Source organism: Ralstonia sp. AU12-08, assembly GCF_000442475.1.
GTDB classification, from domain to species: domain Bacteria; phylum Pseudomonadota; class Gammaproteobacteria; order Burkholderiales; family Burkholderiaceae; genus Ralstonia; species Ralstonia insidiosa.
In genome coordinates this window covers 165190-186570 of the sequence record NZ_ASZV01000029.1, presented here as the reverse complement: position 1 = coordinate 186570, position 21381 = coordinate 165190, and the positions used below count along the sequence as shown (strand labels likewise).

The 21381-nt window shown below is 64.3% G+C and carries 21 protein-coding genes; 9 read left to right on the top strand and 12 right to left on the bottom strand.

Translation table 11 applies throughout. The annotated features are described in order from the left end of the window. The first annotated feature begins 1 nt into the window (after nt 1). Nucleotides 2-3157: an efflux RND transporter permease subunit gene (locus tag C404_RS45595; protein ID WP_021195450.1), complete on the top strand. Its 3156-nt coding sequence runs from the start codon at nt 2-4 to the stop codon at nt 3155-3157. Between the two features lie 9 nt (nt 3158-3166). Here the strand turns inward: C404_RS45595 and C404_RS45590 are convergent, their stop codons facing one another. The 8 genes from C404_RS45590 to C404_RS45555 all read right to left on the bottom strand — a co-directional run bounded on the left by C404_RS45590 (nt 3167) and on the right by C404_RS45555 (nt 9931). Beyond that, complete coding sequence (locus tag C404_RS45590; protein ID WP_021195449.1) at nt 3167-3991, bottom strand: alpha/beta hydrolase; 825 nt, start codon at nt 3989-3991, stop codon at nt 3167-3169. Then, entirely contained in the window at nt 3988-5274 is a 1287-nt protein-coding gene (locus C404_RS45585; protein WP_021195448.1) for an MASE1 domain-containing protein, read from the bottom strand. Before C404_RS45585 ends, C404_RS45590 begins: the two co-directional genes overlap by 4 nt. A gap of 91 nt (nt 5275-5365) precedes the next feature. Beyond that, nucleotides 5366-5593: a hypothetical protein gene (locus tag C404_RS45580; RefSeq protein WP_021195447.1), complete on the bottom strand. Its 228-nt coding sequence runs from the start codon at nt 5591-5593 to the stop codon at nt 5366-5368. Between the two features lie 150 nt (nt 5594-5743). Then, nucleotides 5744-6385 carry a glutathione S-transferase family protein gene (locus tag C404_RS45575; RefSeq protein ID WP_021195446.1) on the bottom strand — a complete coding sequence of 214 codons (642 nt, stop codon included), beginning with the start codon at nt 6383-6385 and terminating at the stop codon, nt 5744-5746. A gap of 48 nt (nt 6386-6433) precedes the next feature. Then, the gene (locus tag C404_RS45570; protein WP_021195445.1) at nt 6434-7624 is read right to left on the bottom strand and encodes an aminotransferase-like domain-containing protein; all 1191 of its coding nucleotides are present in this window, start codon (nt 7622-7624) and stop codon (nt 6434-6436) included. A 118-nt stretch (nt 7625-7742) separates the two neighbouring features. Beyond that, nucleotides 7743-8213 (bottom strand): RidA family protein, encoded by a 471-nt coding sequence (locus tag C404_RS45565; RefSeq protein WP_021195444.1) that lies wholly within the window; start codon nt 8211-8213, stop codon nt 7743-7745. Between the two features lie 46 nt (nt 8214-8259). Continuing rightward, on the bottom strand, nt 8260-9198 hold the full coding sequence (locus tag C404_RS45560) for a DMT family transporter (protein WP_021195443.1): 939 nt from the start codon (nt 9196-9198) through the stop codon (nt 8260-8262). Between the two features lie 13 nt (nt 9199-9211). Continuing rightward, nucleotides 9212-9931, bottom strand: coding sequence for an alanyl-tRNA editing protein (locus tag C404_RS45555; protein ID WP_021195442.1), 720 nt, complete (start codon nt 9929-9931; stop codon nt 9212-9214). Nucleotides 9932-10063: 132 nt separating this feature from the next. On the opposite strand from C404_RS45555, the gene C404_RS45550 reads away from it, so the two are divergent. The 3 genes from C404_RS45550 to C404_RS45540 all read left to right on the top strand — a co-directional run bounded on the left by C404_RS45550 (nt 10064) and on the right by C404_RS45540 (nt 14061). Then, complete coding sequence (locus C404_RS45550) at nt 10064-11539, top strand: aminotransferase-like domain-containing protein (RefSeq protein WP_031329527.1); 1476 nt, start codon at nt 10064-10066, stop codon at nt 11537-11539. Nucleotides 11540-11641: 102 nt separating this feature from the next. Next, nucleotides 11642-13564, top strand: a complete 1923-nt coding sequence (htpG, locus tag C404_RS45545) for a molecular chaperone HtpG (protein ID WP_021195440.1) — start codon at nt 11642-11644, stop codon at nt 13562-13564. Between the two features lie 2 nt (nt 13565-13566). Next, nucleotides 13567-14061, top strand: a complete 495-nt coding sequence (locus C404_RS45540; protein WP_031329525.1) for a DNA-deoxyinosine glycosylase — start codon at nt 13567-13569, stop codon at nt 14059-14061. Between the two features lie 13 nt (nt 14062-14074). On the opposite strand, the gene C404_RS45535 is transcribed toward C404_RS45540, so the two are convergent. Beyond that, nucleotides 14075-15568 (bottom strand): aminotransferase class V-fold PLP-dependent enzyme, encoded by a 1494-nt coding sequence (locus tag C404_RS45535; RefSeq protein WP_021195438.1) that lies wholly within the window; start codon nt 15566-15568, stop codon nt 14075-14077. 144 nt (nt 15569-15712) lie between these two features. On the opposite strand from C404_RS45535, the gene C404_RS45530 reads away from it, so the two are divergent. Continuing rightward, nucleotides 15713-16174 carry an Lrp/AsnC family transcriptional regulator gene (locus C404_RS45530; RefSeq protein WP_021195437.1) on the top strand — a complete coding sequence of 154 codons (462 nt, stop codon included), beginning with the start codon at nt 15713-15715 and terminating at the stop codon, nt 16172-16174. Between the two features lie 122 nt (nt 16175-16296). After that, nucleotides 16297-16740: a thioesterase family protein gene (locus C404_RS45525; protein ID WP_021195436.1), complete on the top strand. Its 444-nt coding sequence runs from the start codon at nt 16297-16299 to the stop codon at nt 16738-16740. A gap of 27 nt (nt 16741-16767) precedes the next feature. Here C404_RS45525 and C404_RS45520 read toward each other — a convergent pair whose 3' ends face one another. After that, nucleotides 16768-17253 (bottom strand): thioredoxin fold domain-containing protein, encoded by a 486-nt coding sequence (locus C404_RS45520; RefSeq protein ID WP_021195435.1) that lies wholly within the window; start codon nt 17251-17253, stop codon nt 16768-16770. A gap of 215 nt (nt 17254-17468) precedes the next feature. Here C404_RS45520 and C404_RS45515 point away from each other — a divergent pair, with 215 nt between their 5' ends. After that, nucleotides 17469-17978: a DUF1993 domain-containing protein gene (locus C404_RS45515; protein WP_031329523.1), complete on the top strand. Its 510-nt coding sequence runs from the start codon at nt 17469-17471 to the stop codon at nt 17976-17978. Nucleotides 17979-18049: 71 nt separating this feature from the next. Here the strand turns inward: C404_RS45515 and C404_RS45510 are convergent, their stop codons facing one another. Next, a complete protein-coding gene (locus tag C404_RS45510; RefSeq protein ID WP_021195433.1) occupies nt 18050-19132 on the bottom strand; it encodes an SRPBCC domain-containing protein in 1083 nt (360 codons plus the stop codon). Nucleotides 19133-19154: 22 nt separating this feature from the next. Next, complete coding sequence (locus tag C404_RS45505; protein ID WP_021195432.1) at nt 19155-19532, bottom strand: ArsR/SmtB family transcription factor; 378 nt, start codon at nt 19530-19532, stop codon at nt 19155-19157. A gap of 174 nt (nt 19533-19706) precedes the next feature. Here C404_RS45505 and C404_RS45500 point away from each other — a divergent pair, with 174 nt between their 5' ends. After that, nucleotides 19707-20465, top strand: coding sequence for a tetratricopeptide repeat protein (locus C404_RS45500; protein WP_021195431.1), 759 nt, complete (start codon nt 19707-19709; stop codon nt 20463-20465). 8 nt (nt 20466-20473) lie between these two features. Then, nucleotides 20474-21358, top strand: a complete 885-nt coding sequence (locus tag C404_RS45495) for a spermidine synthase (protein WP_021195430.1) — start codon at nt 20474-20476, stop codon at nt 21356-21358. The last annotated feature ends 23 nt before the right edge of the window (nt 21359-21381 follow it).

Genomic DNA, 21381 nt, shown 5'->3' with positions numbered 1-21381 from the left:
CATGGCACGTTTCTTTATCGACCGCCCGGTCTTTGCCTGGGTGATTGCGGTGGCCATCATCCTGGCCGGCCTGCTTGCGCTGCCGAGCTTGCCGGTGGCCCAGTATCCGAACATCGCGCCGCCCAACGTCAGCATCAGTGCCAACTATCCGGGCGCGTCCGCGCGCACGGCGGAGAGCGCTGTCACGGCCATCATCGAGCGCGAGATGAACGGGGCGCCGGGGCTGCTGTACATGTCGTCGTCGTCCGATGCGGCGGGCAACGTGTCGATCAACCTGTCGTTCAAGCAGGGCACCAGCCCCGATCTGGCGGCGGTAGAGGTGCAGAACCGCCTGAAGATCGTCGAGGAGCGCCTGCCCGAAGTCGTGCGCCGCAACGGCATCCGCATTGAGAAAGCGGCCGAGAACTACATGATGTATCTGTCGCTGACGGCCGAGCGTGGCCGCTTCGACGGTATCGACCTGGGTGATCTGGCCTCGTCCGATCTGATTCCGCAGCTGCGCCGCGTGCCGGGTGTCGGTACCGCACAGTTGTTCGATGCGGAATACGCCATGCGCATCTGGCCCGATGCGGACAAGCTCACCGCACTCGGCCTGACCGCGGGCGACTTGAGCGATGCCGTGCGCCGTTACAACGCGCGCATCACCGTGGGGGAAATCGGCAGCGGGGCGGTGCCGGGCAGTGCGCCCATCAACGCGAGCATCACCGGTGACGACGGGCTGACCACGCCCGATGCGTTCGGCCAGATTCCGTTGCGTGCGGATGCGCAGGGCCGCATGGTGCTGCTGCGCGATGTGGCGCGCGTGGAGCTGGGCGGTAGCGACTACCTGTACCTTTCGCGCATGAACGGCAAGCCGGCCACGACCATCGGTATCAAGCTCGCGCCGGGCGCCAACGCGGTGGGTGTGGCCAAGCGCGTGCGTGCGGTGCTGGACGAGGCGCAGGCACATTTCCCGCCGGGCGTGCGCTACGAAGTGGCGTATGACAGCTCGCGCTTTGTCGGCATCGCCATCGAGCAGGTGGTGAAGACGTTGCTCGAAGCGGTGGTGCTGGTGTTTCTGGTGATGATGCTGTTCATGCAGAACCTGCGTGCCACGCTCATCCCCACGCTGGTCGTGCCGATTGCGCTGCTGGGCACGTTTGCGGTGATGCTGCCGATGGGCTTTTCCATCAACGTGCTGACGCTGTTTGGCCTCGTGCTCGCCATCGGTATCCTCGTTGACGATGCCATCGTGGTGGTGGAAAACGTCGAGCGGGTGATGCACGAAGAAGGGCTCTCGCCGCGCGATGCGACGGCCAAGGCCATGCGGCAGATCAGCGGGGCCATCGTCGGCATCTCGCTGGTGCTGACGGCGGTGTTCGTGCCGATGGCGTTCTTTGGCGGCGCGGTGGGCAACATCTATCGGCAGTTCTCGTTGTCGCTGGCGGTGTCGATGGTGTTCTCGGCCTTCCTGGCGCTGACGTTGACGCCGGCCTTGTGCGCGACGTTGCTCAAGCCGGTGGAGCCTGGGCACAGCACTGAGCGCAAGGGCTTCTTCGGCGCGTTCAACCGCGGTTTTGGGCGATTGACTGCGCGTTACCAAGGTGGTGTCGCCAAGCTGCTGACGCGTACCGGCCGCGCGCTGATTGTCTATGGCGCGATCATCGGCGTGGTGGTGCTGTTGTTCATGCGCTTACCGACCGCCTTCCTGCCGGAAGAGGACACCGGCGAGTTCATGACTGTCGTCATGCTGCCCACGGGGGCCACGCAGGCACAGACGCTCGACGTGGTGCGCGAGGCCGAGCATTACTTCATGACCAAGGAGCCGGCTGTCGCTTCAACGCTGGCCATTACCGGCTTCAGCCTGTACGGCAATGGGCAGAACGCGGCCATGCTGTTCCTCACGCTCAAGGAGTGGAAGCACCGCAAGGGTGACGACCAGCACGTCGACGCCGTGGTTGCTCGCGCCAATGCCGCGTTCGGCAAGATCAAGGGCACGATGGTCATGGCGATGAACTCGCCCGCGCTGCCGGAGTTGGGCAGCAAGCCCGGCTTCGATCTGCGTCTGCAGGACCGTGGCGGCGCCGGCTACGAGCGCCTGGCGCAAGCGCGCGACCACGTACTGGCCGCGGCCGCCAAGCATCCGGCACTGTCGGACGTGACCTTTGCCGGCCAGGGTGATGCCCCACAGATCCTGATCGACGTGGACCGCAAGAAGGCGCTGTCGATGGGCGTGTCGATTGACGACATCAACCGCACGCTGGCCGTGATGTTCGGCTCCGACTATGCGGGCGACTTCGTCTATCGCAACCAGGTGCGCCGCGTGATCGTGCAGGCTGACGGCAAGCAGCGCGTGTCGGTTGAGCAGCTCGGCCGCATGCACGTGCGCAACGCGGCGGGCGCCATGGTGCCGCTGTCCGCCTTCACCACCGCCAAGTGGATCGTCGGGCCGCTCAAGCTGGACCGCTACAACGGCTTCCCGGCCATGTCGATCACCGGCTCACCCGCACCCGGCCACAGTTCGGGTGAGGCGATGGCCGCCATGGAATCCATCGTGCGTGACTTGCCCGACGGCTTTGGCTATGAGTGGACCGGTCAATCGTTCGAAGAGCGCTTGTCGGGTGCGCAGGCGCCGGCGCTGTTTGCGCTGTCGATCCTGGTGGTGTTCCTGTGTTTGGCGGCGTTGTATGAAAGCTGGTCGATTCCGCTGGCCGTCATGCTGGTGGTGCCGCTTGGGGTGTTTGGTGCACTGCTGGGTGCCACGCTGCGTTTCCTGCCCAACGACATCTACTTCAAGGTCGGCTTGATCGCCACGATCGGCCTGTCAGCCAAGAACGCGATCCTGATCATCGAAGTCGCCAAGGACCTGGTGGCGCAGGGCATGGGCCTGATCGAGGCCACGCTGGAGGCCGCACGCCTGCGCTTCCGGCCGATCGTGATGACCTCGCTGGCGTTTGCCTTCGGCGTGGTGCCGCTGGCGATGGCAACGGGGGCGGCATCCGCCAGCCAGCGCGCGATCGGTACGGGTGTGCTGGGCGGCATCATCACGGCGACGGTGTTGGCGGTGTTCCTGGTGCCGGTGTTCTTTGTGGTGGTGCGGCGCGTGTTCAAGGGCAGCGAGCGCCAGCGCCGGCTGGATGCGGCGCACGAGCACGAGACTGCCGGGCCGGCGGCCTGATCGACTCGCTCAATCGGTGGCGGCTGTGGCCTTACGCCTGGCGGCCGCCGGGTCGAACTGGAAGAAGCCCAGCAGCTCGGCCGCGACCTGATCACGGTCGTTGTCTACGCAGATCATGTGGTAGCTGTTTTCCAGCACCACGGTGCGGGCATGCGGCAAGTTGGCCTGCAGGGTCTCGGCAGAACGCAGGCTGGTCAGTTCGTCTTCACGGGCGTGGATGATCAGCGTCTCGCAGGGGGTGGTGCGCATGGCTGCATGTGCCTTGGCGCGCAGCCGATCGACTTCGCGAATGCACGTGAGCGGCACCCACGGATAGTGGAAGCTGTCGCCGCGCGCGAGCTTGGCCTTGATGATCCGTCGCAACAGCGGGTTCTTGATGCCGAAGGGCTCGTCTTCTTCCACACGCATGCGCGCGGCCATGCCGGGAATCCGGTACACCGCGTGACGCAGCTCCCGGTACCACGGTGTCGACCAGCCGTCGATGTACATAGGCGTTGCCAGCAGCGCCAGCCTGGCTTGTGGGCGATCCACGCCGTGTCGCACGCGATGCGCCAGCACCAGCGCCAGCAGCGCGCCCATGCACATGCCAGCGATGTGCACCGTTTCATGCTCGGCCAGGAGTTGGTTGTACGTTTGCGCAAGCGTATCGAGCCACGCCTCGGCATGCGTGGCGAGCAGGTCTTCCGGGCGCGTGCCATGGCCGGGCAGGGTGGGGGCGAGCGCCACCGCGCCCGCGTTGCGCAGCGCTTTCTGCAGCACGCCCAGATCGTAGGACGTGCCGCCCAGGCCATGGATCAGCAGCACAGCCGTGCTGCCGGGCGCCGGCGTGGTCACAGTGCCGTCTCGACCGACCAGGTGCCGGCCACCAGCGCCGTATTGCCCACGGCGTCCGTCAGCGGCCCGCCGGTATCCACCACTGTATGCAACGTGCCGTCACGCGCGGTGAGGCGCAGCGTTTGCCGGCGTGCGGGCGGGACAGCCTCATCGTCGAATACCGGCGTGCCCAGCCAACGGGCGCTCAAGCCGGCGCGGTCGTCCGGATGCACGAGCTGCAGCACGGTGGAGACCGAAGCCATGGTCTGCGCGTCGTGCCCGAAGGCCAGCGTCACGTCGCCGCCCCAGTCGATTCGGCCGCTGGCCGGGTCGATGGTGTAGACGAGCTGGCTGGACGCGGCCAGCGCCAGCTCCACGCGGTTCTGCCAGTGCGCGCTTTGCTCGTGCAGTTGCTCGCGCGTGGTTTTGAGTGCGCTCACCAGCAGCACCAGCAGTGCGGCAACGCCCAGGTACAACTGCGTTTCCAGCAGCGATTGGCCGTAGTGGCGATCGAGCACCGCAAACGGGCCATCGCCTTCGGCCGTTTGCGTGAGCGCCACCAGCGCCAGCAGCAGCACCGCTACCGAGCCGCCGCGCCCGCCCCACAGCAGGGCCACCACCACGGCAAAGAACAGCGGGACGTAGGTCAGCGCAAAACCAATGCCATCGCCAAACTTGTCCGCGCTGTTGCCATCGAAGACCACGTAAGACGACACGGCCAGCGCGATGAAGGCCACCAGACCGAGCAGGAAGTCGGTGCGATCGGTCCCCCCCGAGCGGAATGCGCGAAAGCGCGACCAGGCCGCCAGCACTGGCGTGACAATCAGCACGCCCAGGAAATCCGATGCGCCCCAGACCCGGAAGACGTGTCCGAACGAGCCGCCCTGTGACCACGCAAACCATGCCGCCCCGAACAGCGCGCCGACAATGCCGCTGATCGCGCCCGCCGTTAGCATGGCGCGCAGGAAGTACAACCCTTCAAGCGGCACGCCCATCAGCCGAATCAGCGCCACGGCCAATGCCGAACTGCCGACCTCGTCCAGCGCGAAGAGCATCGCGTGCGCCGGATTGGTGTGCTCGATAGCGGCCAGCGCCAGTTGCGCTACGGCAAAAGCGGCACCCAACCCCGGCCATTCGCGGTACGGCCGCAGCATGAAGGCCGCCATGGTCACGCCCGCCGGCAGCCAGATATAGCCCGTCATGTCCACCGGCCCGTTCAGGCGGTGCGACACGATGGCGGCAACCAGATACAGCACGCCCCACAGGATCGTGGCGACGGGGGTGGAAAGTCGGTGGAATCGCATCCGGGTTTCCCTCGGTAAAAACAAAAAACCGCGCCGGCGTTGAAGGCCGTGCGCGGTTGGTGATGCTACCGCAATCAGCTACGGTGTTGGCTTAACGCCAACCCTCGTGCCAGCCATGGTGCGGGTGCCACCATCCCCAGCCGTAGTGCGCGTGATAGCGCCAGGTATAGCCCGGTCCAGGGGCGACAGCCACTGGTGCGACATACACCACACCTGCCGGGGCCACCGTGGGCGGCTCGATTGGCGCGACCACACAACCGGCCAGCGCACTGCTGAGCGCCAACACGGGCAGCAAAAGGCGGAATCCAACGTGCTTCATCAAGACATCTCCTAGTCATTCCAGGGCGGGCGCCCGGACATGAGGCGCGTCACACGGAATGACGCTTGCGCCTACCGCTCTTGAACGGGAGCCCGGTGGGTGTGGATGACTGGAGGTTTGTAACAGCCTATTAATCGCGCAGACTTTTGTTCAGACCACCGGCAACGCCAACACTTCCTGCGCCGCGCGCCGATCGCGCAGCTCGGCCATCCAGCGCTCGAGGTGGGGACGCGCCGGACGCTCGATCGGCAGCCCGAACCAGCGGTGTGCGGCGCAGCCGCACACGATGTCCGCCATGGTGAAGCGCTGGCCGGCCATATAGGGCTGTTTGGCCAGCACGGTGTCGAGGATGGCGGTGGTGCGCTCGGCAGCCTGGCGCGAGCGCTCGATGCGGGTGGCGTCGCGCTGGTCTTCCGGGGTACGTACGAGCTGCAGGAACGCATCCACCATCGACGGGCTGAATGAGGTGGTCTGCCAATCCATCCAGCGATCGGCGTCTGCGCGCTCGTGCAGTTCAAGCGGGTACAGGTTGCCCGGGCCGTAGCGTGCGGAGAGATAACGCACGATCGCATTGGACTCCCACAGGACGAAGCGCGCGTCGCTGGAATCGTTCAGGCCGTCTTCGATGACGGGGATCATGCCGTTCGGGTTCATCGCCTTGAACTCCGGCGTGTCGACGCCCCCGAAGGCGCCGCCGACGTCGATGCGCTCGTGGTCGAGCGACAGCTCGCGCGCGCACCAGACCACTTTCTGCACGTTGACCGAAGAGAGTCTTCCCCAGATCCGCAGCATCGACGACGGCTCCTTTTTTAGATGGATGTGTAAGCGTAGTTACGTAATTTAGGCGGCCTTGGGTGTGACTGCCGCAATTTCTGCGCGCAGCAACTCACCCAGCACGGCAATGCCTTGTTCAATGCGTTCCGGCGCCACCGTCACGAACGCCAGGCGCAGGGTATTGCGGCGCGGGGCGTTGGCATAGAACGGTGCGCCCGGCACGAAGGCCACGTTGCGCGCGACGGCTTTTTCCAGCAGCGCCATCGTGTCGATGCCTTCCGGCACCTCCACCCAGATGAACATGCCGCCTTCCGGGCGATTCCAGTGAACGCCTTGCGGCATGTGGCGCTGGAGCGAATCGAGCATCGCCTCGCACTGCTTGCCATACAGGTTACGGATGCTCGGGATGTGCGTGTCGAGCAGGCCAGTCTTCAGCACCTCGTAGGCCACGCGCTGCGTGAAGCTGGGCGTGTGCAGGTCCGACGCCTGCTTGGCTTGCACGAGTTTGAAGTGGATGTGCTCGGGCGCAATGATGTAGCCCAGGCGCATGCCCGGCGCCAGGATCTTCGAGAACGAGCCCATGTAGATCACGCCGTCCGGGTTGAGCGAGCGCAGCGAGGGCAGTTGGTCGCCGGTGTAGCTCAGCTCGCCGTACGGATCGTCTTCCACCAGCAGCACGCCGAGTTCCTTGGCGCGGGCCACCAGGGCCTGGCGGCGCTCCAGCGGCAGGCGGCGGCCGGTCGGGTTCTGGAAGTTCGGGATGGTGTAGAAGAAGCGCGCGCCGGCGGTCAGCTCGGGCGTGAGCGCTTCGGGCAGCAGGCCCTGGTCATCGCTGGGCACCGACGTATAGGCCGGTTCGAACAGCGAGAACGATTGCAGAGCGCCCAAGTAGCTTGGCGTTTCGACCATCACCTTGCTTTGCGGGTCAATGAAGATCTTGCCCAGCAGGTCCAACCCCTGCTGCGAGCCTGTCGTGATGAGCACGCGCGATGCGGTGGTGCCATGACGCTGGGCAATCCATTCACGCAGCCCAGACAGCCCCTCGGTCGGGCCGTATTGCAATGCGGCCTGCGGGTTGTCTGCAAACATGCGGGCGCACGCCGCCTGAATCGCTTCGACCGGGAAGGTGACCGGGGCGGGCAGGCCGCCGGCAAACGAAATGACCTCAGGGCGTTCAGTGATCTTGAGGATTTCCCGGATCGCCGAGCTGGTCAGTTTCTGAGCACGGTTGGAGAAGGTACAGGCGGTGTGGTCCATGGTGTGGTCCTTGTGTTGCGGCGCCCACCTCGTGAGCGGGCGCCGTGGGTGGGCAAAGCGAAAAGGATAGCAGGCAACGCCCCCGTCTTGCAGGACTGGCGCGTCGCAATTGGGGTGCTTAAGCGACTTCAGCAATCAGTTCGATCTCGACACACGCGCCGAACGGAATCTGCGCGACGCCGAAGGCGCTGCGGGCGTGCTTGCCAGTGTCGCCGAACACTTCGGCCAGCAGTTCCGACGCGCCGTTGGTTACCAGGTGCTGCTCGGTGAACTCCTGCGTGGAGTTGACGAGGCTCATGACCTTGACGATGCGCTTGACGCGGCCGAGGTCGCCACCCAGGTGCGTGTTCAGCGTGGCCATCAGGTCGATGGCGATGGCGCGTGCAGCGGCCTTGCCTTCCTCGGTGGTCATGTTGGCGCCCAGCTTGCCAACCCACGGCTTGCCGTCCTTCTTGGCGATGTGGCCGGACAGGAAGACCTGGTTGCCGGTCTGCGCGGCCATGACGTAGGCGGCAGCGGGGGCACCGGCGGCGGGCAGTTCGATACCCAGTTGCTTGAGCTTTGCCTGGGCGTCGTGCGTGGCGGACATGTTGACTCCTTGGTGAGTGCGGTGAACAAAAACGGGGAAGACGCTGCTATCGGCGTACCGACGTTCGCCGGCCGATGCCGACCACGGCAATCACTGCCAGCGCAAACAGCACGGTGGGCGCATCGAGCGATTCGCCCAGCAGCAGCCAGCCGCCGATCAACGTCATGAAAGGTTGCAGCAATTGTATCTGGCCGACCCGCGCAACACCGCCCGCGGCCAGGCCCGAATACCAGAACAGGAAGCCGATGAACATGGAGAAGGCCGACACGTAAGCCAGCCCCACCCAGGCGCGCGTCGAAGCATGCATCAATGCTTCGGCCTGATGCGTGGACGGCAGCCACGCCAGTGCACCCACCATCGGCAGCAGCACGGGCAGCGAGATGACCAGCGCCCAGGCAATCGTCTGCGTGCCGCCCAACTCGCGCGAGAGCTTGCCGCCCGTTGCATAGCCGAGGGCGCCAGTCACCATGGCGGCGAACAGCAGCCAGTCGGCGCGATGCAGGGCACCGGCACCTTGCAGCAGCGCAAATGAGACGACGAGCACGCTGCCCACCACCGCACACAGCCAGAACCCCGTCGATGGCCGTTCACGCCCAAACCACGCGGCAAACACAGCAGTCGCGAGCGGCAGCAGGCCGGTGATGATGGCGCCGTGCGCGGCCGGCACATCGCGCATCGCCAGCGACGAAAACAGCGGAAAACCCACCACCACGCCCATCGCCGTGACCGCGAGTTGCCACCACTGGCTGCCATGCGGCCGTTTGGCTGCGGCGAACGCGCCGGTGGCTGCCAGCAGGCCCAGCGCCAGCACACTGGCCAACACCGCTCGAACCAGTGCCACGAAGGTCGCATCCAGCTCGGCCACGGCCATGCGCGTGAACGGCAGCGTCTGGCTAAAAATCGCCACGCCGGTGAAGCCGAGCAGCATGCCGCGGCGCTCAGCGTGGTCGGTGTGGCCCAGGGGCAGGGTGGCGGACTTGGTCATGGCGCGCGTCCGTTCAATCCGCAAACGCCACGGCAACGCGGCGGTTCTGGCGGCTCTTCTTCTCGATCTTGGTGACGACCACACGGCCGATCTCTCCGGTGGCGCGCACGTGGGTGCCGCCGCACGGCTGGCGATCAATGCCGTCGATACGGATGATGCGGATGGCCCCCGCGCCCACCGGGGGCGCCGCGCCGATGGTGCGCACCAGTTCGGGCTGCGCGGCCAGTTCTTCCGGCGTGATCAGGTCGATGCGCACGGGCGTGTTGCGGCCGATGAGTTCGTTCAGTTGCGTGGTGAGCGTGTCGCGGTCGAGCGTCGATTCGGGCAGATCGAAATCGATGCGGCCGGAATCCGGCGAGATGCCGCAACCCGTGACCGGCACCGGGATCAGCGAGCCGAGCAGGTGCAGGCACGTGTGCAAGCGCATCAGCCGGTGGCGACGGTCCCAGTCGATGGAGGCGGTGACGGGCGTGCCGGAAGCGAGCAGGGTGAGATCTGCGCCCTCGGCCGGCACGTGCAGCACCGTCTGGCGATCCGGGCTGTAGACGGTGTCGGCAATGGCGATGGTTTGCCCATCACCGAGGGCGAGCACGCCGGTGTCACCCGCCTGGCCGCCGCTGCGGGCGTAGAACACGGTCTGGTCCAACTCGATGCCTTCTGGATGTACGGCGACGACGGTGGCGTCGCAGGTGACGCGGTAGGCGTCTTCGTCAAAGCGCTTGAGCGTTGGCATGGCGGGGGTCTCCGATTCGCTGGATGCGGATTTCTGACCTTGATCCTACCGAACTGTGTCTGTACAGTACCTGTACACTTTGTCATGGTGCTTTCTGTACAGTTCTCGCCCCTTCTTTTACTCACCTCCGTCATGACCGCTTCCTCCCAAATCGTCAGTCTGGATGCCCGGCGCGCCACCGCAAGGCCGGCTGCGGAGCAACTGCCCGACCCCATTCCATCGGCGCAGATGACGCTGGTGGATCAGCTGACCGAGTGGGCGCGCATGCGCATCGACGAACGCGTCTTTCGGGCCGGCATGCGCATGCCGTCGATCCGGCAACTGGCGCAGGAGAAGAGCATTTCGCGCTTCACGGTGGTGGAGGCATACGAGCGGCTGGTGGCGCAGGGGTATCTGGAATCGCGCCGCGGCTCGGGCTTCTATGTGAAGGAGCGCCATACGCCGCTGCCGGAAGAGCCGGTCGCGCCGCTGGCGGTTGGGCGCAAGGTGGATGTGGCCTGGCTGCTGCGCAACATGTTTCTTTCGGCCGAGCCGCGCAAGTCGCCCGGGACGGGTTTCTTGCCCAACGGCTGGTTGGATGGCGAGTTGATCGCCAACGCATTGCGCACACTGGGCCGCCAGAACGGCAGCCAGTTTCTGGCGCCGGGTTTGCCGCAGGGCTTCTTGCCGCTGCGCCAGCAGTTGCAGACGCGCCTGGCGGAGCTTGAGATCGGCGCACGGCCCGACCAGATTGTCATGACCTCAGGCATCACCTCATCGCTCGACCTGATCGCGCGCCAGTACGTGCAGCCCGGTGATACGGTGCTGGTGGCCGATCCGGCGTGGTTCCTGATGTTCGGCCGCTTTGCCGCGCAGGGTGCCCAGGTGATCGGTGTGCCGTACACCACCGAGGGGCCGGACCTGGTGGCCCTGGAAGGGCTGGTGCAGGTGCGCCGGCCCAAGCTGCTGATCATCAACTCGATCCTGCACAACCCGACGGGCACGTCGCTCTCGGCGGCCAAGGCGTTCCAGTTGTTGCGGTTGGCCGAGCAGTACGGCTTCCTGATCGTCGAAGACGATATCTATGGGGACCTCGCGCCGCCTGGACACCAAGGCACGCGCCTGGCAAGCCTCGACCAGTTGCGCCGCGTGATCTACCTGAGCAGTTTTTCCAAGACGCTGGCGATCAACCTGCGCGTGGGCTTTATTGCGTGCCATCCGGAGTTGGCCAAGAACCTGACCGATAGCAAGCTGCTGGCGGGTCTGACCACGCCCGAGGTCAACGAGCGGGTGCTGTACAGGATCCTCACCGAAGGCCAGTACCGCAAGCATGTCGACCGGGTGCGAGGCCGCCTGGACCGTGCCCGGGATGGCGTTCAGCGCAACCTCGAACGCCTGGGCCTGAAGCTGTTTGCCCAGCAGGGCGCGGGCATGTTCCTCTGGGCCGATACGGGGCAGGACACCAACGCCATCGCCCGTGCCGGGCACGAGCAGGGCTACGTGTTTGCGCCGGGGAGCCTGTTCTCGCCGTCGCAGATGCCCTCCACCTGGATGCGCTTCAACATCGCCACCAGCGCCGATCCGGACATGCTCCGCTTCCTGGCCGAGCAGCTCGAGCGCGGGGCTTGAAAACCAGCGCATCCGCCTTATCTAGCCTCACAAATTCATGCGGGCGCCCGCGCAAGGTGTAGCCCGCTTCTCTTTCCACTTTTCTGACTTTTTACGCACACCATGAGCGCACCGCACGAGAAGATGGCTTTCCAGGCAGAAGTGAAGCAGCTTCTGCATCTGATGATCCACTCGCTGTACAGCAACAAGGAAATCTTCCTGCGGGAGTTGGTTTCCAATGCGTCGGATGCGGTGGACAAGCTGCGCTTTGAAGGCATCGCCAATCCGCAATTGCTGGAAGGTGGCGGTGAGCTGGGCATCCGTATCGGCTTCGATGCCGCCGCACGCACCATCACCATTGCCGACAACGGCATCGGCATGAGCCGCGACGAGGCCATCCGCAACCTCGGCACCATCGCCCGCTCGGGCACGCGCGAGTTCTTCAGCCAGCTCTCGGGCGATCAGCAGAAAGACGCTGCGCTGATCGGCCAGTTTGGCGTGGGCTTCTACTCGGCCTTCATCGTGGCCGACCGCGTGACGGTGGAATCGCGCCGCGCCGGCGTGGCCGCCAATGAAGGCGTGCGCTGGGAAAGCACCGGCGATGGCGAGTTCACCGTCGACACCATCGAGCGCGCCGAGCGCGGCACCACCATCACGCTGCACCTGCGCGAGGGCGAGGACGATTTCCTCTCCGCCTGGCGCATCAAGTCGGTCGTGCAGAAGTATTCGGACCACATCTCCCTACCGATCCAGATGCGCAAGGAAACGTGGGACGAAGAGAAGAAAACGATGGTCCCCCAGGATGAATGGGAAACCATCAACCAAGGCAGCGCCCTGTGGGCCCGCCCGCGTGCCGACGTGACCGACGAGCAGTACATCGCCTTCTATCAGCACATCGCGCACGAAAACGGCAAGCCGCTGGCCTGGACGCACAACCGCGTGGAGGGCCGCAGCGAATACACGCAGCTGCTGTACCTGCCGACCAACGCACCGTTCGACCTGTGGGACCGCGAGCGCCGCAGCGGCCTGAAGCTGTACGTCAAGCGCGTCTTCATCATGGACGACGCCGAGCAACTGCTGCCGGGCTACCTGCGCTTCGTGAAGGGCGTGATCGATTCGGCGGACCTGCCGCTGAACGTCTCGCGCGAAATCCTGCAGGAAAGCCGCGATGTGAAGGCCATTCGCGAGGGCTCGACCAAGCGCGTGCTGGGCATGCTCGAATCGATGGCCGAGTCGGATGACGCGGCCGAGAAGGAGAAGTACGCCACGTTCTGGCAACACTTCGGCCAGGTGCTCAAGGAAGGCATCGGCGAAGACCACGCCAACAAGGATCGCATCGCCAAGCTGCTGCGCTTCGCGTCCACGCACAATGAAGACAGCGCACAGACCGTCTCGCTGGCTGACTACATCGGCCGCATGAAGGAAGGTCAGGACAAGATCTACTACGTGACCGCCGAGAACTGGACGGCCGCCAAGTCGAGCCCGCACCTGGAAATCTTCCGCAAGAAGGGCGTGGAAGTGCTGCTGCTGACCGACCGCGTGGACGAGTGGATGCTCTCGTTCCTGCACGACTTCGAAGAGAAGGAACTGGTGTCGGTGGCGCGTGGCGATCTCGACCTAGGCGCCATGGAAGACGAAGCCGAGAAGGCCGAGCACGCCAAGGTGGAAGGCGAGTTCAAGGCACTGGTCGAGCGCGCCAAGGCCGTGCTGGCCGACAAGGCCAAGGACGTGCGCATCACGCATCGCCTGACCGATTCCCCGTCGTGCCTGGTGGCGGACGATGGCGACATCAGCGGCACGCTGGCGCGTCTGCTCAAGCAGGCCGGCCAGCAAGCGCCTGAAAGCAAGCCGGTGCTGGAACTGAACCCGACGCATCCGCTCGTCCGCAAGCTGGCGCTGCTGGAAACCATCACCGGCAACGACGCCGATCGCGCTGCGTTTGAAGATCGCCTGCATGTGTTGTTCGATCAGGCGCTGCTGGCTGAAGGCGGCTCGCTGACGGACCCGGCGGCTTACGTGCAACGCGTGAACCGTCTGCTGGCCTGAGCGTGACGCTCAAGCGATGCTTTCCGCCTGTGGTCGACGCACACACACGTGTGCTGATCCTGGGGAGCCTCCCCGGCGAGGCATCGCTTGCGCAAGCGCAGTACTACGCCTACAAGCACAACCAGTTCTGGCGTCTGGCCGGTGAGGTGATCGGCCAAGATTTGCCGGGCATGGACTACGACGCGCGCCTGCAAGCGCTGCGCGCGCATCGCCTTGGTTTGTGGGATGTCGTGGCCGAGGCCAAGCGAGAAGGCAGCCTCGACAGCAACATCCGCGACCACGCCGGCAACGACCTCGTCGGCCTCATCGCATCATTGCCGGAGCTGGCGGTGATTGCCTTCAACGGCGGCACCGCTGCACGTATCGGGCAGAAAGCGCTCGGTGCGTACGGCGGCAGCCACCACATTCTTACGCTCCCCTCCAGCAGTCCGGCGCATACCTTGTCCTACGCGGAGAAGCTGCGTGCGTGGCAGGCACTGCGGCCCTGGTTGGGTTAAGCCGCGTCTTCCTTCAAGCAGTTGCCTTGCGCTGCTCCACCAGGCGATTCCAGAGCATGCCAGCGCGGTTTCCGCTCCTGCAGTACGCGAGAATCGGCTTGGGCAGTGCATCAACCAAGGCGCCAAACGCGTCGACTTCTGCCGTGCCGATGTGATTCGGCACAACGGGTAAGTAACGTGCCTCCAGGCCCAATTCGCGGGCGGCTGCGGCGATCTCTTCAAAGGCGGGCTGGTCGATGCCCTCCCCATCGGGGCGGTTGCAGATCACGGAGCGGAACCCCGCATCGCGAATCGCTTTCAGATCCGCCGGCATGATCTGGCGCGAAGCGGCCAATCCATTCGACGCCGTGGCCCGGCATTGCTCGACGGCCCGTTGAAAACAGGCGATTGCGAAATCGATGTCTTCCTCTGTCGTGAAACGACCAAGGCTGATGCGCACGGTGCGGCCTGCTGCGTCGGCATCCAGACCGATTGCCGTGAGCACGTGGGACGGTGTGCCGGCAGCGGAATTGCACGCGGAGGTCGATGACACGGCAAGATCGTCGCCCAGCATGAACGGGAAGAAGCCGGGCGCATTGACCGTCAAGCTCAGGGTGTGCGGGATGCGTCGTGCTACGTCACCGTTGTGGACCACATCGCCCAAGGCGAGCACCGACGTTTTCAGTCGCTGGCTGAGCGCTGCAATCCGGGCGGTTTCGCTCTCGATCTCTTCGGCCGCCAGTTCGCATGCGACCCCCATGCCGACGATCTGATGTGTTGCCAGCGTGCCCGAGCGCAGGCCGCGCTCATGTCCACCGCCATGCATCTGCGGCGCAATGCGGTCTGCAATCTCGCGGCGGACGTACAGCGCGCCGATGCCCTTGGGGCCATAGAACTTGTGTGCGGACATCGACAGCATGTCGATCCCGAGCGCACGCACGTCAATCGGCGTCTTGCCGAGCGCCTGTGCTGCATCGACATGGAACAGGGCACCCGCGGCGTGCACGATCTGCGCGATCGCACGGATGTCGGTCAACGTGCCAAGCTCGTTGTTCACCAGCATGAGCGAGACGAGGCCCGTCTCCGGGGTCATTGCTGCGGCCACGGCGTCAGCGGTCATCTCGCCCTGCGCAGTTGGCGAGAGGTACGTCACCGAGACTGCCGATGGGCCGCGCGTCGACAGGTGCGCCATCGTGTCCAGAATGGCCTTGTGCTCGATGCGGCTGGTGATCAGGTGGCGCTTGTCGGTGGCGGTATCCGCGTAGCCCTTCAGGGCGAGGTTGTTGGATTCGGTGGCACCGGATGTCCAGATGATCTCGTCGGCATCTGCGCCAATAAGCGCGGCAACCTGTTCGCGTGCGTGCTCGACCTGGTTCTTCGCGCGTCGCCCGGTCGCGTGTGAGCTCGATGCGGGATTGCCAAATGCACCCTCGATGCCAAGGCAGGCAGTCATCGCGGCGATCACGCGGGGGTCGGCCGGCGTGGTGGCGGCGTAGTCGAGGTAGTGCATCGTGTTGCTGTCGCTCATGTCGTTCTCTTGCTGCGGTAGGGGCGAGGAAATGATACGGCGAACGACCCGGAAAAATAATTCAAAATTCCTGCTATACGCCTATCGATGGAGAAAAATATTTCTTAAAATTGCGACTACGTAAAAAGTATTTACTCTAAAAAAATGGATGCCATTGACCGCGAGTTGCTGAGGTTGTTGCAGGCCGATGTGACCCTGCCCATAGCGGAGCTCGCGCAACGCGTGAATCTCTCGCAGACGCCGTGCTGGAAGCGGGTGCAACGTCTCAAGGAGACAGGCGTCATCCGGGCGCAGGTGGCGCTGTGCGATGCGCGCAAGCTGGGGGTCGGTACCACGGTGTTCGTCGCGGTGCGAACCGATCAACATACGGAGAAGTGGGCGCAGCGTTTCACGCAGGTGGTGAGTGCGATGCCGGAAGTGGTCGAGGTCTACCGGATGAGCGGCGAAGTCGACTATCTGTTGCGCGTCGCGGTGACGGGCATTGAGGACTACGATCGCGTCTACAAGCAGCTCATCAAAGCGGTGCCGCTGTCCGATGTGAGTTCATCGTTTGCGATGGAGCAGATCAAGTATTCGACGGCGTTACCGGTCCGCGATGGTGGATAAGGTGGTGCGGTCATCAACGCCGCAACGCCGCAATGCCGTAATCCGATCCGGTGCCTTCCGTATGATGGGCGTCTTGCCCGCCAGGCCGGTGCGGCGCCCAAACCATTTCTGTTACTCCCATCATGGCCCGTCTCAAACTCGACCTGCCTGTCGAACAGTTCTGCTATGCAACGCACCTGACCGTGCGCGTCACCGATATCAACTCGGCCAACCATCTTGCCAATGACTCGATGATCTCGATGATCTCTGAGGCGCGGGCGCGCTTTCTTTATGAGTTCGCCAGTGAGGACGTGGAGCAGAAAGGAAGCGGCATTATCGTGACCGACCTCGCCACCATGTACCGCAACGAGGCGCATGCGCGCGATCAACTGCTGTTTGAAGTGGGGGTGATGGACTTCAACAAGTACGGTGGCGACATCATCTTCCGCATCACGCGCCCGGCCGACGATACGCTGATCGCCATGGCCAAGTCGGGCTTTGTGTTCTTCGACTACGCGGACAAGAAGGTAGTGGCGATGCCGGAGGGGTTTGCGGGTCGATTCCCGAAAGTGAATTGGGTGGCGTAAGGTTCCCGAGCGGGCCGGACAAGGCGACTAGCTGTCGGATTTTTTCGCCAGCGCCGTTTCCAGATCTCTGCGCATTTCGCGGGCGGTTGTTTTTCCGTTGCGGCCGGCGCCCAGCGTTGTGCCGTCGGGTGACAGGAACACCCACGAGGGCGTGGGGTACGCTGCAAAAATCTGGATGATGCCCGCTCGGGTTTGCTGCACACCATTCGGCAGATCAAACACCTCACTCTTTGGACCGCCCTTGGTGTCGAAATAGGCGAGCACGACCGATGACTGATATTGCGCGCGCAAGTCATTGTCGCTCATTGCGCCTGCGTACAGCCGACTGCACCATGGACAGTCCTCAAAGCCGAACAACACAAAGATCGGCTTGTTGTCTCGTTTGGCGATTTTGATTGCCTCTCCCAAGGGCAGAAACCCCCATTCCTTCGGTGGTGCCGCGTTTGCCATGCTGGACATCAACACCAGCAGAAGTGCGAGCAGGAGTGTGCGCAGAGTCGATGTGTTTGGCATGGCAGCTTTCCGAAGACTGGGTCTCGTGTGCTCCCAATGTACTGGCGAGCGTTGCAGCACGCATCCCCAAAATTCGGGGCAAGCTGGGCCTGTTTGCACCTGGATTTTTGGTTGGATGGGCTCGGGTGAGCCATTGCGTGCAGCGGTAGAATCGCGCCACAGTTGTTGTGGCGGGCGTTGCCGCAACTCTTCCTGAACTTACGGAGCACTTCCAGATGACAACCCCTTCCATGTACGAATTTCTGGTGCCGACTGCCAACCGCATGCTGGGCAATCTCTCGGCGTTGCTCGACAAGGCGGCTGCCCATGCAGAAGCGAAGAAGTTCGACCCTGCCAATCTCATGACGGCGCGCCTGGCGCCCGACATGCATCCGTTCACGCGTCAGGTGCAGATCGCCTGCGATCAGGCCAAGGGCGCGGCAGCGCGCTTGTCAGGCGCTGAGCCGCCGTCATATCCGGATGTCGAGGCCACCATCCCGGAACTGAAGGCGCGCATCGCCAAGACGCTCGAGTACGTCAACAGCGTCGACCCGGTAGCGTTTGCCGGCAGCGAGGATCGTACGGTCACGCTCAAGTCCCCGAAGGGCGAGCTGCAGTTCAGCGGCATCGATTACCTGCGTGGCTTCATGCTGCCGAATTTCTATTTCCACATCTCCATGGCGTATGCGTTGCTGCGCCATAACGGCGTGGAGATCGGCAAGTTCGACTACATCGGGCGCCCTTGAGCGAAACGCCTCGCGGCAACGACAACGCCGGCGGCCTGATCACAGGCGCCGGCGTTTTTCATGGGTGCTGATCAACCGAGTTGCGGCATCGTGGCGCCGTAACTCGGCCGCGCACGCATGGTTGCCTGCCCACGCAGGATGTTCGGACGCTTGTCCAGCAGCGCCTTGGTCTCCGGAAACATCTCCAGATACATCGCGATCGGCGCGAAGAACAGATCGGCCATCGACACGGTGCTGCCGACCAGGTAATCGCGGTCGCCATAAGCCTGTTCCAGCGCATCGAGTTGCGCGGCAATTTCCGGCAGCGCGGCATCGATGACCTTGCGGTCCGGTTGCCCGTCAGCCCCCTTGGGGAAAACGTACTGCAGCACATAGCGGCGCACCATCGCGTCGTAGGCATGGCAGTTGATCAGGCTGATCCACTGCTCGCCACGCGCGTGGGCGGTGGCGCCCCATTGCGGCAGCAGGCTCGGGCCATCGAAGGCTTCGTCGATGTAGCCAAGGATGGCCCGGGTTTCGTAGAACTCGATCGGGCCGTCGCTGAACGCGGGTACGCGGCCGAACGGATTGTGTGCCACCAGTTCAGGTGTATGGGGCGTGAGCGGGTCGAGCTTGTAGGGCACGCCTTTCTCGGCAAGCGCCATGCGCACCGTGCGGCAGTAGGTGCTGCGCGGGTCGCCGTAGACGGTGACGGTGCCGGCCGTGCCTTCCGGGTCCAGGTAGTCGTTCAGGCGGTTGAAGACCGATTGCCAGCCACCCATGTGGCCGTCGCGTGTGTGCGCGTCGGGGAAGCCGGTGTGGCGCATGTGCAGGTCGGTACCGCCATCCTTGTCGGTGAGCGTGACTTCAATCAGCGTCTTCAATTCGGGCGGCATGGAACCCGCTTCCCACCACCACGTGTAGGCGAGGAAGTTGGCACGGTCGAGCGATTGGTATTCCCCGGCGGCGATGTGTTTGCTGCCATCACGCCCACCCATGACGATGCGGTACTGACCGCCGACGCGCGCATCGGCACGGGCCTCCACTACACCCATGCCGCGCGGGCAATGCCAGACCGCCAGCGCGGCCTGATCGGTAAAGGCATCGAACACCCGCTCGCGTGGCGCACGGATATGGCGGGTCATCTCCAGTTCGAATGTGGCGGCGCGGTCCATGGTGGTCTCCGGGTGTCGGTTGTCAGTCCTTGGTGGATGGGGTGTCCGCGTTTTGGTCTTGCGGCGCAGACGTGGCATGGGTTTGCTCGACAAAGGCGACCAGGCGATCCAGGTTGCCTTCCCAATGCAGGCGGTAGCGCTCCAGCCAGCCGTGCGCATCGCGCAGGGCGCCAGGGCGCAGGTGGCAGATGCGCCAGCGGGCGTTGATTTCACGTTCGATCAGTCCGGCCTCGGCCAGCACGCGCAGGTGCTTGGAAATGGCGGGAGCGGACATATCGAACGGGCGGGCGAGCTCGCTGACCGGGGCTTCGCCTTCCGCCAGGCGCGCAAGGATCGCGCGGCGCGTTGGGTCGGCCAGGGCGGCGAATACGGTCGAGAGGGTGTCGTCTGATGTCGGCATGTATTCATTTAACCAATGGGTTAAATGACTGTCAAGGTCGGTTACATGAGGCTTTGCCCGTACGCGACTCGCAAACGTTAAGGAGAGGTCACGGCCGCGTGCCCGCGCATCTGTCACAATCGCGCCCGTGGCTGGCGCGGGGGTGCCGGCACATTTCTGTTACCGGGCCTCAACATGCCGTTTCTTGGAATCGGGTTTCACGTCATCGTCGCGCTGTTCTTTGCCGTGCACGTCGTGCGCAGTAACCAGAACATGTACTGGCTGTTCATCCTGTTCGCGTTTCCGCTGCTGGGCAGCGTGCTGTACTTCTTCGCCATCTACCTGCCGGGGATGCGCCACACGCGCGGCGCCCGTGTAGCGAGCCGCGCCGTGACCCAATTGATTGACCCGAACCGTGCTGTGCGCGAGGCACGCAACGATTTCGATCGCGCGCCGACCGTGCAGCACCGCCTGCGCCTGGGCGAAGCACTGCTGGAAGCGGGCGATGCGAAGGAAGCACGCCAGCATTTCGAGCAGGCTGCCACCGGCCCGTTCGCGGGGGATTCGGCCGTGCTGCTGGGCTTGGCCCGCGCACAGTTCGCCACCGGCGATGCGGTGCTCGCCAAGAGCACCCTGGAGACGCTGTTCGAGGCGCACCGGGTGACGCGCCAGCAGCCTGATCCGACGCTGCTCTACGCCCGTGCGCTGGCTGCCATCAGTGCACCCAACACGCGCGAGGCATTCGAGCAGGCGCTGACCTACGCCAACGATGCCGCCGCCCGCTGCCTGTTCGGCGAATGGCTGCTCACCCAGAACAACGATGCCGACAAGCAACGCGCCCAAACGTTGTTTGACGACATCCTGCGCGACGCCAAGCACTGGACGCGCTACGCCAAAGACCACAACCGTGAATGGCTGCAGCGCGCTGCTGCCGCTCAGTCTTCTTCCCGTTGATCCGCTTTATGACGCTGTTGAAACGTAAATCCATCGAGGCCGTGGCCTCACGCCGTCCGGCCCGCGCCAAGCGCGAAGACCGCCTTGATCGTGTTGACCACGACGATGAACCGAAGCGCATGGCCCCGCGTTTTGCGCCGGTCACGTTCTCTGAACTGGCTGGCGTGCGCTACCTGCACTTCGGCACCGAGTGGGTGCAGGGCGCCATGCGCCTGTCAAAGCCCGATGCCATCGAACTGGAATACGCCCAGCAGATGATGGCGTGGATGCTGTTTCTCGATCCAAACGCGCGTCCGGATTTCCATGTCGTGCAACTCGGCCTGGGCGCTGCGGCGCTGACCAAGTTCTGCCATCGCCAGCTCGCACCCGTGCAGGTGACGGCGGTTGAACTGAATCCATCGGTCATCGTCGCCGCGCGCAGCATGTTCGGCATGCCGTTCGACGACGCGCGCCTGAGCGTGCTGGAACAGGACGCCTATGACTGGGTGATGGACGCCAGCCACCACAGCACCGTCGATGCGTTGCAGATCGATCTGTACGACGCCACTGCACGCGGCCCGGTGCTCGACACGCCCGCGTTCTACAAGGCTTGCCGCCAGGTGCTGCGCTCGCCCGGCGTGATGACCATCAACCTGTTTGGCGATCACACGAGCTTCCCACGCAACATCGAACGCATCTGCGATGCGTTTGACAATCGCGTGCTCGTCTTCCCTGAAGTGCACGACGGCAATGTGATTGCGCTGGCCTTCAACGGCCCGCCGCTGCAGGTGAGCTGGGAGGCAGTGCAAGAGCGTGCGGCTGCATTGCAGGCCTCACTCAAGCTGCCGACCAAGGGTTGGGCAGAAGGGCTGCGCAACGCCAATGCGGGTCAGGAAGACATGCTGACGATCTGAGCGACGTAGCGATACGCCAATGC